The organism is Pseudomonas sp. NFACC46-3 (assembly GCF_900114515.1).
GTDB lineage: Bacteria > Pseudomonadota > Gammaproteobacteria > Pseudomonadales > Pseudomonadaceae > Aquipseudomonas > Aquipseudomonas fluorescens_Q.
In genome coordinates, this window is the sequence record NZ_FOTH01000001.1 from 594,911 (window position 1) to 608,241 (window position 13,331).

At 60.3% G+C, this 13,331-nt stretch carries 14 protein-coding genes and 1 tRNA gene; 6 read left to right on the forward strand and 9 right to left on the reverse strand.

The window, feature by feature from the left end:
- Window positions 1-119 precede the first annotated feature (119 nt).
- Window positions 120-845 carry an SDR family oxidoreductase gene (locus BM300_RS02425; RefSeq protein WP_092461911.1) on the reverse strand — a complete coding sequence of 242 codons (726 nt, stop codon included), beginning with the start codon at window positions 843-845 and terminating at the stop codon, window positions 120-122.
- Window positions 846-993: 148 nt separating this feature from the next.
- Here BM300_RS02425 and BM300_RS02430 point away from each other — a divergent pair, with 148 nt between their 5' ends.
- The 3 genes from BM300_RS02430 (at window position 994) to BM300_RS02440 (ending at window position 3,494) form a co-directional block, all read left to right on the forward strand.
- Complete coding sequence (locus tag BM300_RS02430; RefSeq protein ID WP_092461913.1) at window positions 994-1,890, forward strand: AraC family transcriptional regulator; 897 nt, start codon at window positions 994-996, stop codon at window positions 1,888-1,890.
- Between the two features lie 346 nt (window positions 1,891-2,236).
- Entirely contained in the window at window positions 2,237-2,488 is a 252-nt protein-coding gene (locus tag BM300_RS31620; RefSeq protein WP_092461915.1) for an ArsR/SmtB family transcription factor, read from the forward strand.
- Complete coding sequence (locus BM300_RS02440) at window positions 2,418-3,494, forward strand: M10 family metallopeptidase C-terminal domain-containing protein (protein WP_092461917.1); 1,077 nt, start codon at window positions 2,418-2,420, stop codon at window positions 3,492-3,494. Before BM300_RS31620 ends, BM300_RS02440 begins: the two co-directional genes overlap by 71 nt.
- A gap of 23 nt (window positions 3,495-3,517) precedes the next feature.
- On the opposite strand, the gene BM300_RS02445 is transcribed toward BM300_RS02440, so the two are convergent.
- The 7 genes from BM300_RS02445 to BM300_RS02475 form a co-directional block, all read right to left on the reverse strand.
- Window positions 3,518-3,973, reverse strand: a complete 456-nt coding sequence (locus BM300_RS02445; RefSeq protein WP_092461919.1) for a hypothetical protein — start codon at window positions 3,971-3,973, stop codon at window positions 3,518-3,520.
- Between the two features lie 190 nt (window positions 3,974-4,163).
- A tRNA-Gly gene (locus BM300_RS02450) sits at window positions 4,164-4,239 on the reverse strand.
- A 63-nt stretch (window positions 4,240-4,302) separates the two neighbouring features.
- Complete coding sequence (pgsA, locus tag BM300_RS02455; protein WP_018608070.1) at window positions 4,303-4,863, reverse strand: CDP-diacylglycerol--glycerol-3-phosphate 3-phosphatidyltransferase; 561 nt, start codon at window positions 4,861-4,863, stop codon at window positions 4,303-4,305.
- A 32-nt stretch (window positions 4,864-4,895) separates the two neighbouring features.
- Complete coding sequence (gene uvrC, locus BM300_RS02460) at window positions 4,896-6,719, reverse strand: excinuclease ABC subunit UvrC (RefSeq protein WP_092145661.1); 1,824 nt, start codon at window positions 6,717-6,719, stop codon at window positions 4,896-4,898.
- 2 nt (window positions 6,720-6,721) lie between these two features.
- Window positions 6,722-7,363: a response regulator transcription factor GacA gene (uvrY, locus tag BM300_RS02465; protein ID WP_003200277.1), complete on the reverse strand. Its 642-nt coding sequence runs from the start codon at window positions 7,361-7,363 to the stop codon at window positions 6,722-6,724.
- Window positions 7,364-7,489: 126 nt separating this feature from the next.
- On the reverse strand, window positions 7,490-7,924 hold the full coding sequence (locus BM300_RS02470; protein WP_092145659.1) for a GNAT family N-acetyltransferase: 435 nt from the start codon (window positions 7,922-7,924) through the stop codon (window positions 7,490-7,492).
- Window positions 7,925-7,931: 7 nt separating this feature from the next.
- Entirely contained in the window at window positions 7,932-8,693 is a 762-nt protein-coding gene (locus BM300_RS02475) for a carbon-nitrogen hydrolase family protein (RefSeq protein WP_092224031.1), read from the reverse strand.
- Between the two features lie 616 nt (window positions 8,694-9,309).
- Between BM300_RS02475 and BM300_RS02480 the strand changes: the two genes are divergently transcribed.
- Complete coding sequence (locus tag BM300_RS02480) at window positions 9,310-10,377, forward strand: 3-deoxy-7-phosphoheptulonate synthase (RefSeq protein WP_092412601.1); 1,068 nt, start codon at window positions 9,310-9,312, stop codon at window positions 10,375-10,377.
- Window positions 10,378-10,602: 225 nt separating this feature from the next.
- On the opposite strand, the gene BM300_RS02485 is transcribed toward BM300_RS02480, so the two are convergent.
- Window positions 10,603-11,664, reverse strand: a complete 1,062-nt coding sequence (locus BM300_RS02485; protein WP_256575785.1) for a hypothetical protein — start codon at window positions 11,662-11,664, stop codon at window positions 10,603-10,605.
- A gap of 325 nt (window positions 11,665-11,989) precedes the next feature.
- Between BM300_RS02485 and BM300_RS02490 the strand changes: the two genes are divergently transcribed.
- Both BM300_RS02490 and BM300_RS02495 read left to right on the forward strand, forming a co-directional pair.
- The gene (locus BM300_RS02490; protein ID WP_092145655.1) at window positions 11,990-12,868 is read left to right on the forward strand and encodes an esterase/lipase family protein; all 879 of its coding nucleotides are present in this window, start codon (window positions 11,990-11,992) and stop codon (window positions 12,866-12,868) included.
- Between the two features lie 96 nt (window positions 12,869-12,964).
- The gene (locus BM300_RS02495; protein ID WP_003200262.1) at window positions 12,965-13,246 is read left to right on the forward strand and encodes a peptidylprolyl isomerase; all 282 of its coding nucleotides are present in this window, start codon (window positions 12,965-12,967) and stop codon (window positions 13,244-13,246) included.
- The last annotated feature ends 85 nt before the right edge of the window (window positions 13,247-13,331 follow it).

The window sequence follows — 13,331 nt, forward strand, 5'->3', positions numbered from 1 at the left end:
ACTAAAATGCCGTCAGAATGATCTGCTACAAAATTCGAGCCGCGCCAGGCGCTCCGATAAACTTAACGAAACGCTCGGCGATTCAGTCTGTGTTGGCCGAAAACTGGCGTGTCGCCAGTCTACATTGCAGAGGCCGTCGGCCGTACGACCAGCTCGTTGACGTCGACGCTATCGGGCTGCTCAAGTGCGTAGCGGATCGCCCGAGCGATCGCGTCAGGAGACATTCCCTGCGGAATCGAGACCTTGAGCATTGCGGCGATATCGGGGTCGGTGACGTCGTGACCCAGTTCGGTTGCGGTAGGTCCGGGCGAGATGAGAGTCGTACGAATCATATCGTGCTCCTGCCGCAACCCTTCGGTAATTGCACGCACTGCATGCTTGGTCGCGGAATAGACAGAAGACGATGGCATCACGATACGCGCCGCGATGGAGGCAATATTGATGACATGCCCATTCTTTTGCGCGATGAAGTCGGGCAGCACTGCGGCGATGCCGTTGAGGACGCCGTGGATGTTTACGTCGATCATCCGCTTCCACTCGTCCCTCTTGAGCGCGGCGAGCATCGATAGCGGCATGACACCAGCATTGTTGACCAGCGCGTCGATCCGACCGAACCGCTCCTTCGCCGCACCGGCGAACGCATCGAATGCGGAGCCGTCGGTTACGTCGAGCTCGCGCCACGCAACATTCTCACCGAGCTCGTCCGCCAATGCCTCCAGCCGCGTGCCGCGACGTGCGCCAATGAACAGCCGCGCGCCTGCAGCCGCCAGCTCCCGCGTGGTCGCCTCGCCGATGCCGCTCGATGCGCCAGTAATTAGCACCACTTTGTCGATTTTGGAGGTCATGAACCGATCCTTTCCGTCCTTAAATGAGGCACTCAGGATGTTACTTGGGTCGCAACATGCGGTAGTGCGATCCTATAAATAGTTTGCACGATCTTCTAAGATTGGATGCGGCGCCAGCCTGGCGTGAACTCGACTCAAGAAGGCCTTCATGGACAGGATCAACGAACTCGCGAGCGCAATCGACCGCCACGCCCCCGGATCTGGCCTCTGCGTCACCGCCATACCCCGCTTATCACTGGTCCATGTAGATCGGCCTAGCATGCCGACGCCGGTGGTTTATGAGGCTGGGCTTTGCCTGATCGCCCAAGGGGCGAACCGCGTTTCGATGGGCGAGCGCAGCGTGGTCTACGACGCCGCGAACTACTTACTGGTCTCAGTCGACATGCCCCTCCTATGCCACGTCATCAATGCGAGCCCAGACAAACCCTACCTTTGCTGCAAGATCGGGTTCGATCCCGTACTACTTGCAGAGCTGTTGATGACGGAGGGCCGCACTTCATCTCACACCGATCTACCGATACTTGGAGTACACCCCAGCGATCCGGACCTTATCGATGCTGTCTGCAGATTTGTTCGACTCCTCGACCGGCCCGAGACAATCGGCGCTCTGGCGCCCCTCATAGAGCGAGAGATCCTTTATAGGCTCCTTACTGGCCCACACGGTCCGATGCTGCGCCACGTCGCAACAGCAGGCAGCCGCCTCAACCAGGTAAGCCGCGCCATCAGCGTAATCCGCCGGCGGTTCGACGGCCAAATCCGCATCGAAGACATTGCGGCCGAGGCAGGCATGAGCCCCTCCTCACTCCACGCACACTTCAAGGGCATCACAGGCCTGACGCCGCTCGAATACCAGAAGCAGTTGCGATTGCAAGAGGCGCGCCGCCTGATGCTGGTAGGGAACGCGACGGCAGGCGCAGCGGGGTTTGCGGTTGGATATGAAAGCCCGTCGCAGTTCAGTCGTGAATATCGGCGCCTGTTCGGCGCTCCACCCAGGCAGGACATCGAACGGTTGCATGCCGCGACAGCGACGACCGTGTCTCTTTAGAACCGTTGCGTGCTAACGATCTACCGAAGGTCGAAACAGCTTGTCCTCGCCGAGCGGCAATAGCGCAAGATTGAACAGATGACAGCGATGCAGCTGAGCTTTAGGAGGGCGAGCACAGGGGCAAGCGTACACGGTACAAGATCTTCTTGACGCGGATGGAACAGATCGTGCCGTATGAAGCTGCTGGATCAGGTCGCCCCGCAATACCCGAAGATGGAGCATCCTGTCCAAAAAATTGGATTACGGATGCGTGCTAAAGGACGGGGGTCTCTCTAACGACGATCAAAACCGGACGCCCGACGTAGTCTTGACGTGGCAATCTCTTTGACGAGCGAAAAAATAAGTAATGCCTTATAAAAAAATCTTGAACGTCCTTGCCGATCCGACTCGACGAACCATTTATGAGCGCCTGCGGCAGGCACCAAGCCATGCCAATGAGTTGGTTGCCCATCTATCCATGAGTCAGCCTGCCGTTTCCCAGCATTTGAAAGTACTCCGCGACGCCGGCCTGATCACAGAGGTTCGAAATGGGCCGCGACGGCTCTACAGCATTGTGGCTGGAGCGTTGGATGATCTGCAGGACTCCTGGAACGCTTGATTTCGTGCTAGGCCTCACCTCCCTAGCGGATGGCAGCATACTCGTCCAAGGTGCCCCGGACTTTCATAACAGCTTGCTCAAATACACGGCTGGCGGAGAACTGGACACCCGTTTTGGCGTCAATGGCATCATGGAGATCAACAATGTTGGCGGCTACGGCGGCGGAGTGGCGGTGCAAGACGATAGTAAAATACTGCTATCCAACACGACCTCTTACGATGACTTCACCGTGCTGCGCTTCAATGCCGATGGCAGCCCCGACGTCAGTTTCGGCAACCAAGGTTCAGTCAGCATTAATCTGCCTGGCGATTACGCCGCGGGCAACGCAATAGCTGTGCAGGACGACGGCAAGATTCTGCTGGGAGGAAGCGCTTTCGCCAATGGCGGCAGGGATTTTGCCGCGGTTCGGCTAAACGCCGATGGCAGTCTGGACGGCACTTTCGGCAGCACCGACGGCAGCACCCGTTTAGTGGGTTCGTCCGGCAGCGATGTGTTGAAAGGCTTGGGTACCGATGAAATCCTGCGTGGCTTGGCCGGTGACGATGTGCTGCAAGGCAATCTCGGCCGCGACCTGCTCTCCGGCGGCGCGGGAAACGACGTATTCCGCTATGCCAGCGTGACAGACAGCTTTCGCACCGCTGACAGCAGTGGCAGTGACCGCATACTCGATTTCAATCCTGCCGAGGATCGCATCGACCTCAGTGCCCTGGGTTTCACCGGGATCGGGAACGGATACGACGGCACCGTGTTGATCGCTAACAACGCAGACGATACCCGCACCTATCTGAAAAGCTTCGAGGCCAATGCCGACGGCCAACGCTTCGAGCTGGTGCTCGATGGAAACTTTACCGGACAACTCGACGTCAGCAACCTGACGTTCAGCACGGCGAGCGTCGCCCGCTCCAGCGTCGATAGTGCTGCGCTCCCCGTGGACCTTTCTGCGCCTGAACCTGTGGAACTGACGTTGATAGGCACCGTAGACCCGCATACCGATTACTTTGCCTGATCTGGTTGTGCGGCGCTATGTGCTTACCGTATCTGGTATAGCACAGCAGCCCCTGGCTTGGGCTCGAAAGCCGGCACGGTGCGTTGTTCAAGTGGCATACCCTTGGCGTCCCAAACCAAGGTGTCAGATGGATACTCGTCCTTGCGGGTCATGGCGTCGATCTGCTTGACGATCACCTCCGAACTTGCAGGCACTTCCGGGTTCCATTCGAATACGCCAACTCTGCCGTAGAACACAGCCGGCGCGTTGGCGTCGAGGCGCCGGTCGGGACACATGACCAGGCCGCGGTCAAGCATAACCCGCAACGCGCCAACAGGCACCGCCTTCACCGTGGGCGTGGTGCGCTCGGTGCTGTGGCCTGGGCAGACATTGGCCGAGCGAGTCACCATGTCCTCGACCACTTGACGATCGGATTGAGCCTGCGCCGAAAAGGCAACGGCAGACAGGGCGAGCACTACAAAGTTTGACTTCCAGGGCACGCAAAACCTCCTATGGAAAATACTTCGACGTTGCGGACCGCTCCAGTGTAGGCACAGTCCGTTGCCAGGGACTACGACATTAGGCTTTGTACGAAAAGTGCCTGCGCGACTTTTCGTACAAAGCCTAGTCTGTTCCACTTGCTGGAATCAAAAAAAAAGCCACTCATCTGAGTGGCTTTTTTCTGAATCTTGGAGCGGGAAACGAGACTCGAACTCGCGACCCCGACCTTGGCAAGGTCGTGCTCTACCAACTGAGCTATTCCCGCGTCTTGGTGTGGCGCATTCTATAGATTCAGATTACGCCGTCAACCCTTTGATTCAAAAAAGTTTTATTTCGGCTCTACATCCGTCCGCAGATGCGGCCAGGCGGCGCGCAGGTATTGGACCATCGACCACAACGTCAGCCCAGCGGAAACCAGCAGCAGCGCATAGCCCAACAGCACCCAGAAGCTGAAATCCGACGGGTTGGCCAGCAGAATCACCAGCGCGAGCATCTGCGCCGCGGTTTTCCATTTGCCGAGGTTCGACACGGCGACCTGGGCACGGGCGCCCAGCTCGGCCATCCATTCACGGAGCGCCGAGACGACGATTTCGCGACCAATGATCACCGCCGCCGGCAAGGTCAGCCAGAGGTTGCCATGTTCCTGCACCAGCAGCACCAGGGCCACCGCGACCATCAGCTTGTCGGCCACCGGATCGAGGAACGCGCCAAAGGGCGTGCTCTGCTCCAGGCGTCGGGCCAGGTAGCCGTCCAGCCAGTCCGTCGCGGCGGCGAAGGCGAAGACCGAGGCGGAGGCCACGTAGCTCCAGTGGTACGGCAAATAGAACAGCAATATGAAGATCGGGATGAGCAGGACGCGTAGGACGGTAATCAGATTTGGGATATTCATCGGCACAACTGGCTACGAGGTTGACGGGCATTCTACTCGCTATGCAGGTTTGCATAAATCGACTCTGCGAGCTTTTTACTGATACCGGGTGCTTTGGCTATCTCCTCGATGCTGGCACGAGACAGTTCCTGCAATCCACCAAAATGTTTCAACAAGTCGCGGCGTCGCGTCGGGCCGACGCCTGCCACACCTTCCAGTGTAGACGTCCGGCGCGTCTTGCCACGGCGGGCACGGTGTCCGGTGATGGCGAAACGGTGGGCTTCGTCGCGAATCTGTTGGATCAGGTGCAGCGCTGGCGAATCGCCCTTGAGGGTGAATTCATGGGCGGCATCGTTCAGGTACAAGGTCTCGAAACCGGCCTTGCGCGTCGCGCCCTTGGCCACGCCTAGCAGGATCAGGTCCGGGACCATCAACTCATTGAGCACATCGCGAGCCATGGACAACTGGCCTTTGCCGCCGTCCACCAGGAGGATGTCCGGCAACTTGCCCTCCCCGTCCTTCAGCTTGCCGAAGCGCCGCATCAACGCCTGATGCATCGCCGCATAGTCATCGCCCGGCGTGACGCCTTCGATGTTGTAACGGCGGTAGTCGGACTTGATCGGGCCTTCCGGACCGAACACCACGCAGGACGCCACGGTCGCCTCGCCGCTGGAATGGCTGATGTCATAGCACTCCAGCCGCTGCGGCGGCTCGTCCAGGTTCAGCACTTCGGCCAAGGCATCGAACCGCGCCGCCACGTGTTGGCGGTTGGCCAAGCGTGCGCCCAGGGCCTGTTCGGCGTTGGTCACGGCCAGTTGCTGCCAACGGGCACGGGTACCGCGAACACGGTGGCTGATGGTCAGTTCACGACCACGGAGCTTGTCGATGGCTTCGATCAGGGCCGGGAAGTCCTCATGGACCACGTTGACGATCAGCTCGGCAGGCAGGTCGCGTTCCGGACTGCTGATGTAGTACTGGCCCAGAAACGCCGCCATGACCTCGGACACGTCTTCCTCGATGCCCACTTGAGGAAAGAAGTTCTTGCTGCCCAGCACCCGACCGCCGCGCACACTGATCAAGTGCACGCAGGCGCCGCCCGGGTTGATGAACGCGGCAACCACATCGACATCGCCACTGCCGCCTTCCATGCTTTGCTGGTCTTGCACGCGGCGCAGCAGGCCGATCTGGTCGCGCAGCTCGGCGGCCCGTTCGAATTCAAGGTTGACCGCCGCGTCCTCCATGGCTGCCGACAGCTCATCGGTCAGCGCATTGCTGCGCCCCTCCAGGAACATCACCGAGTGACGCACATCCTCGGCGTAGACCTGCGGCTCGACAAAGCCCACGCAAGGCGCCTTGCAGCGCTTGATCTGGTACTGCAGGCAAGGCCGGGTGCGGTTCTTGTAGTAGCTGTCTTCACATTGGCGAACGAAGAAGGTCTTCTGCAGCAGGCTGAGGCTTTCACGAATCGCCCCGGCGCTGGGATAAGGGCCGAAATACCTACCCTTGGCCTTCTTGGCACCCCGATGAATGCTCAGGCGCGGAAACGCCCCGTCGGACAGAAACACGTAGGGGTAGGATTTGTCGTCGCGCAACAGGATGTTGTACGGCGGGCGCCATTCCTTGATCAGCGTCTGCTCGAGCAGCAGGGCCTCGGTTTCATTGGCGGTGATCGTCGTTTCGATTTGCGCGATGCGCCCCACCAGGGCAGAGGTCTTCGGGGCGAGGCCGGTCTTGCGAAAGTAACTGGCCAGGCGTTTCTTGAGATTCTTGGCCTTGCCGACATAAAGCAGGCGTGCGTCGCCATCGAACATGCGGTACACGCCGGGGCGACCGCTGCAAGTGGACAGGAACGCGCTTGGATCAAACAAATCAGTCATTTTCAGGCGCTGGCATCGACCATGCCGTGGCGCACCGCCAACAGTGTCAATTCGACGTCACTGCTGATCGAAAGCTTCTCGAAAATACGATAGCGGTAGGTGTTGACGGTTTTTGGCGACAGGCACAGCTTGTCGGAGATGATCTGCACCTTCTGGCAACCGACAATCATCAGCGCAATCTGGATTTCCCGCTCCGACAGTGCATCGAAGGGAGAATCGTTGGTTGGCTGGAACGACTTGATCGCCAATTGCTGGGCGATTTGCGGGCTGATGTAGCGTTGCCCGGCAAAAACCAGACGAATGGCCTGGACCATCTCGTTCAAGCCAGCGCCCTTGGTGAGGTAGCCTGCCGCGCCCGCCTGCAACAGCCGGGTGGGAAACGGATCCTCCTCGCATACGGTCACCGCGACCACCTTGATGTCAGGGTGACTGCGCAGCAGTTTGCGCGTGGCCTCAAGGCCGCCGATGCCAGGCATCTTGACGTCCATCAACACCACGTCGGGCTTCAATTCGCGCGCTTTGATCAGGGATTCTTCCCCGGATTCAGCTTGGCCAACTACCTGCAGGCCATCGATGTCAGCCAGCATTCGTGTAATGCCCGTACGGACGAGATCATGGTCATCGACCACTAACACCCTAATCAAGCAGACACCTCACGATTTGGTCTTATTTGGGTTGCACAACACCTTAGCAAAAAGCGTCCAGCAGACCTAGCGCAAAGGAACAGATAAAAGTTACAACACATCTTTATTGGCACAACGTCCGAGGCTTCAAGCACCGGCGTCTCGCTGCATCCTCAGGAAATATTCGTCTTCGCCCACGACGCGCAGGCCCATGCGTTCGTACAACGCCCTGGCCGGATTTTCCTTGAACACCGTCAGGCGCAGCGCCGGGCGACGCTCCAGGCCCACCAAGCCCCAAACCTGTCCGATCGCCCAAGTCCCGGCGCCCTGCCCACGAAACGCCTCGTCGATCTGCAGCTCCCGGATATACAACGCCCGGGCGTCACGACTGAGACTGACAAAGCCCAAAACCTGACCGGCACGACTGATTATCCAGTTCTGGCGAATGATCCAGGCCAAGTCGAACGCTTCGTCCTGCCAGAGCAAATCATGCTTGAGGTAATAAGCAAGCATGTTGTCGCAGGTCAGCTGCCGGGCGAAGTCAATGTCCCCTGCCGTTGCCGCACGCCACTCGAAGCTCATGGACACCTCATCCAAGCACTGCCACCGGCACGACTTGTCCTGCCCAGCCGTTGACTTCGCGGCGGGCGATCACCAACAGCTCGCCCGCGCCGGGCGCTGCCGCGAGCAGCGAACCGTCCGGCCCCCAGATGGCACTGCGACCAGCCGATTCCCAGCCTCCGGTGGCGCCGCCATGATTGGCCATCAGCACGGTCATGGCATGCTGCCGGGCATATCCTTGCAGCAATGCCGTATCGGACACGTAGCCAGCCTCGGTGATCAACACCCCCGCCGCATAGAGCGTAGCGCCCTGCCCAGCTGCCGCGGCAGAATGGCTGGCGTGGGAAAAATCGGCGCATACCGCCAGGGCGATGCAATCCTGCCCCATTGTCAGCATCGAGCCACCATGCCCCGGGGCGAAGGCGACTTCTTCCCCTGGGTGCAGATGCTGCTTGCTGTAGACCCCGAGGGAGCCGTCGGCACCGAGGACCAACGCACCGATCAACACCGGGGCGTCCGCCGACAGGCGAATCGGCATGCCCACCACCGCTGTCAGGCCGAGCTCGCGGGCCAAGTCGCGCAGCGGTTGCAATATGGCATCCTCCGGCAGGATGGCCAGATCCGCCGCCAGGCCGCCTTCGTAGCCGGTGAGTGATAGCTCAGGAAACACTAACAACTGCACGCCCTGTTCAGCGGCCGCCTGCATGAAATGCTGATGACGCAGGAGGTTGGCGCGAACGTCCCCCGCGATGGAGATCGACTGGGCGGCGGCGAAGGCTGGAGCGGTCATGGATCATCCTTGGTAGGCGCTGCAAACCTGAAGTTTGTCATAAAGCCCAGCGGACTCAAGCCGGGACGAACAATTGCATGCCCTCGATAGAATTTTCTGATTGAACCGGCGCCCCGCCCTCTAGTAAGCTCAGGGCCATTCATCGGAGACAGACCATGTTCAACGCCCTCTCATCGCTTCAAACCGCCAGCGCCCCGCGCTCGGTTGCGGCTGCCTGGGCGAACAGTGTTCAAACTCCGGTCAGCTTTTATTTTGGGTATTGGTTTAGCCACTGGCGCGCCTGATACCCAACCGGCGCCCACTTTAAACGGGTCGCCTTCCAGAGTTTTCCAAACCCCCGGTCGGCCTCCCGACCGGGGGTTTTGTTTTTTCAGGCCCCACACATTTGCGACACCAGACAACTTGAGGATTGAGCCATGAACTACGCCACTTATTACCGTTACGACAGTTTTTCCGCCTGGCGATTTACCAGCCACCGCTCGGGACAGCCTGCCGCCTCCGATCGGTCACCTACCGGTGGCAAGCCTCAATTGCGGGCCAATCCGGCCAATTGTCGAACACCCCACTAGGACCGGCGCGCGGGAACGAACCCGCCGCCCGTCCAGGAAGCCAGATCATGAATTCGTCCGTCTCCGCTTTGCCGCTGTCCACGCTCAACCCTGCCAACGAAGCCCTGACCCTGCGTCTGCCGAGCTCGTTGCAACTCAAGCACCAATTGCCGCTCAGCACCGCGTTGAGCCAGCAAGTCAGCGCCCATCGCCAGGCCATCCGCGCGATCCTCGACGGTGAGGACTCCCGCCTGCTGGTCATCGTCGGCCCCTGCTCGATCCACGACCCGAAGTCCGCCCTTGAATACGCCGCCAACCTGGCTCGCGTGGCCCATGAAGTGAGCGACAGCATGCTGCTGGTCATGCGCGCCTACGTGGAAAAGCCCCGCACGACCGTAGGCTGGAAAGGCCTGGCCTACGATCCTGGCCTGGATGGCAGCGATGACATGGCCGCGGGCCTGACCTTGTCCCGGGAACTGATGCGAGAGATGTTGCAGCTTGGTTTACCTGTCGCCACCGAACTGCTGCAACCCATGGCCGCCAACTACTTCGATGACCTGCTCAGTTGGGTCGCCATCGGCGCACGCACCACCGAATCGCAGATCCATCGGGAAATGGCCAGCGGCCTGGGCATGCCCGTGGGGTTCAAGAACGGCACCGACGGCGGGGTCGGCATCGCCTGCGATGCCATGCGTTCTGCTGCCCATCCCCATCGGCATTTCGGCGTAGACAGCCAGGGGCATCCGGCGATCATCCAGACGCCGGGCAACCCCGACACTCACCTGGTGCTGCGCGGTGGTCATCGCGGGCCGAACTACGACCAACAGAGCGTCACGCAGATACACCACGACCTGACCCGCCTCAAGATACCGGCCCGGATCATGGTGGACTGCAGCCACGCCAACAGCGGCAAAGACCCGTTGCGTCAGCCGCAGGTGTTCAATGACGTGCTGGAACAACGCCTGCAAGGCAACCGCGCCCTGATCGGCATGATGCTCGAAAGCCATCTGTTCGAAGGCTGCCAACCGCTGGGCACATCGATGCGCTACGGCGTATCGGTCACCGACGGTTGCCTGGGCTGGGAATCCACCGAGCAGTTGTTGCGCCAGGCCCATGGGAAATGGCTGTCCACTTAAGACTTTCCTGGGTTATGTGGCGAGGGAGCCCCCGCAGCCTGCGATGAGGCTGCGCTGTCGCGCAGAGCACATGCCGGTAAATCGGCAAATAATTTATCTTTAAAATCAATTAGATAAATTTTGCTCTACAAGAGTTTGCTTCCGCTTGAGTGCGAAGCGCTCACACAAAAGGGCTACTGCGCAGCCAGCAGGAGCAAGCTCCCTCGCCACGTTTTTTTCATCTACTCAACTCTGCGCCTTGGAACGCACCTGGACCGTGACCCAGTCGGATTGCTGGCTGACATCATCCAGGCGCTCGACCTGATAAAACAGACGCACCGATCGGTCGCGCTGCTCCTGCCAATACGCCGCCGGCACGACGAAGCTGACCGGCTGACCGGTCGTGTCCTCGGTGATTTCCCGCTCTTCGACATGGGCATAGTTGCCATTGCACTGGAACCAGACCAGCTCGCCCGCCTCAAGTCCAGCACCGTCAATGACGACCGTCAGCCCACCCTGGAGCTCATCGACATCCACCACCCCCTCCGCCACCCCCAGGATCCGAGGCGCCTTCAGCGCTGGGCGCACCAGAGGGCCTATGTGCAACGACAAGGGCTCGGCGCGGCGTACCGAATGTCCGTGGCGGACGACATAAGCCAAGCTCAGTCCGTGGCCGAAATGGGGCGCGATTTGCGAATGATCGATCCAGAACGATACCTCGCGACCGATGGCGTGGGCCTCTATCTCCAGCACATCGCGCCAGAGCGCCTTATCCTCCCGGCTGGCGATCAGGATCAGGCGGTCCCCTACGGCCATTCTGGGATAAGGCCGGATGGTCAAACGCGTGCCTTCTGGCACCCGGGCCGGATCAAGGCTGCCACCCACCGCATCGTCGGCAACGGCGGCCAGCAGTTGCAAGGGTGCATCACCGATCTGCAGTTGAAGGGGCTCCGAGTCCAGCGTGGCCGGCAATTGCTTGCCAGTCACTCGGTAGGAAATCTCCAGCGAGCCGCCATCCAGCTCGGCGATATGCCGCTCTCGTACGACGAAAACGACGTCTCGCCCAACCTGGCGCTCCGTCACGAACCGGCTTTCTTCATGCCAGTAGGGCTGGGCGTCTGAATTGAGCCCTAGCCAACACAGCGACACCTCATCCCCACACGCCATCAGCGGATAAGGCTTCACGGTGATGACCGCTTTCCTCCAGGCGGGGTTGATCACCCCGCCCTTGGCGGCAGGCAGAGAAGGCGCCAACAGCCTCGCTGGCGATCTGAGCTGGGGTGGTTGGGCGGATCGGTAAGTAGTCATGCGTGGTTCCAGTCCTTGGATGAAGGCTCCGCCACACGACGGCGCCCGACACAGCCATTAAAACCCGACCGCCTCGCCCCCCGCAGTCAGACAAGACAACGGCATCAGTGGTCCTTGGCGCTTGAAGCTGTAGCTGCAAACCCACAAGGGCCATCGGAAGTATCCAGGCACCTTTGGCGCCGCCGGGCTTCTTGTCCGATTCTTCCCACTTTTTTTATTCCAGTTTCAGTAAGTCACTGCGGTTTCTTCCTACACCGCCCAACAAAAGCCTGCATTAGAGTGAGGTCGCAATCTCAACGTGAACCTCTTCGAAAAAGGTACGAACATGCAACGGAATGCAACCACTCAATTCCCCATCCTGCTGGTCCATGGGTTGTTCGGGTTTGACAGGATCGGCGGCTTCGAACTTTTCCATGGCATCAAACAGGCACTGCGCCTCGCCGGTGCCCGGGTGTTTATCCCCTACCTGTCGGCCACCCATTCCAATGAGGCCCGCGGCGAGCAGTTGCTGGCGCAGATGGACCTGATCCTGAGCGGTACCGACACCACAAAGGTCAACCTGATCGGCCACAGCCAGGGTGCGCTGGCCGCCCGCTATGCCGCCGCCCTGGCGCCCGGCCGGGTTGCCTCAGTGACATCGGTCAGCGGCCCCAACCATGGTTCCGAACTGGCCGACTTCCTGCACAAGGCCCTCACCCCGGGGCGGCTGCCGGGCCCCGTCGCCAGTAAAGTCGCCACGCTGTTCGCCGACTTCATCTCCTTGCTCGATGGCCAGCCTCAGCTCCCGCCAGCCGCCGTTGCCGCGCTGGCTGCGCTGACCACCGAAGGCGTCGGCGCGTTCAATGACAAATACCCCCAAGGCCTGCCAAGGCATTGGGGGGAAAGTGGCCCGAACAAGGTCAACGGTGTGCGCTACTACTCCTGGAGCGGCACGTTGCCAGATGCACAGGAAGAAGGACGCCCGGCCATGGACCCTGTGCACGCCTTCTGCCGCGCCTTTTCCGAATACTTCATTACCGAAGCCGGGCAGAACGATGGCATGGTCGGACGCTTCAGCTCGCACCTGGGCAAGGTCATTCGCTCCAACTATCCCCTGCACCACATGAGTACCCTCAACCCGGCGACCGACCCAGTACGCCGAGGTACCGACCCGACGGAGCTCTACCTGCGCCACGCCGAGCGCCTGCGCAAAGCCGGCCTTTGATCGCCGGACCCAAGGTTTTGACGCAATTTTGACAACAACCCGTTCATGAATCCGGTAGGCTCAACACCTTTAAAAATATCGAAAGGAATTTCCCCCATGGCCAAAGCCACTGCCCGCCACATCCTGGTTTCCACCGAAGACAAGTGCAACGAACTCAAGGCCCAGATCGAAGCCGGCGCCGATTTCGCCGAAGTTGCCAAGGCCAACTCCTCCTGCCCGTCCAGCCGTCAGGGCGGCGACCTGGGTTCGTTCGGCCCGGGCCAGATGGTCAAGGAATTCGACACCGTGGTATTCAGTGCCCCGATCAATGTGGTCCAGGGCCCGGTCAAGACCCAGTTCGGCTACCACCTGCTGGAAGTCACCAGCCGCCAGGACTGATCCCGATTTATCGACATGACGGCCCGCCCTTCGGTGGGCCGTTGTGTTTGGGTCACACGGGGCTGGCGATCCAGGCGCCGCTCGC

Coding starts and splice junctions, on each gene's coding strand:
- BM300_RS02425 (WP_092461911.1), bottom strand. CDS start 845: ATGACCTCCAAAATCGACAAAGTGGTGCTAATTACTGGCGCATCGAGC.
- BM300_RS02430 (WP_092461913.1), top strand. CDS start 994: ATGGACAGGATCAACGAACTCGCGAGCGCAATCGACCGCCACGCCCCC.
- BM300_RS31620 (WP_092461915.1), top strand. CDS start 2,237: ATGCCTTATAAAAAAATCTTGAACGTCCTTGCCGATCCGACTCGACGA.
- BM300_RS02440 (WP_092461917.1), top strand. CDS start 2,418: ATGGGCCGCGACGGCTCTACAGCATTGTGGCTGGAGCGTTGGATGATC.
- pgsA (WP_018608070.1), bottom strand. CDS start 4,863: ATGAATATCCCAAATCTGATTACCGTCCTACGCGTCCTGCTCATCCCG.
- uvrC (WP_092145661.1), bottom strand. CDS start 6,719: ATGACTGATTTGTTTGATCCAAGCGCGTTCCTGTCCACTTGCAGCGGT.
- BM300_RS02470 (WP_092145659.1), bottom strand. CDS start 7,924: ATGAGCTTCGAGTGGCGTGCGGCAACGGCAGGGGACATTGACTTCGCC.
- BM300_RS02475 (WP_092224031.1), bottom strand. CDS start 8,693: ATGACCGCTCCAGCCTTCGCCGCCGCCCAGTCGATCTCCATCGCGGGG.
- BM300_RS02480 (WP_092412601.1), top strand. CDS start 9,310: ATGAATTCGTCCGTCTCCGCTTTGCCGCTGTCCACGCTCAACCCTGCC.
- BM300_RS02485 (WP_256575785.1), bottom strand. CDS start 11,664: ATGACTACTTACCGATCCGCCCAACCACCCCAGCTCAGATCGCCAGCG.
- BM300_RS02490 (WP_092145655.1), top strand. CDS start 11,990: ATGCAACGGAATGCAACCACTCAATTCCCCATCCTGCTGGTCCATGGG.
- BM300_RS02495 (WP_003200262.1), top strand. CDS start 12,965: ATGGCCAAAGCCACTGCCCGCCACATCCTGGTTTCCACCGAAGACAAG.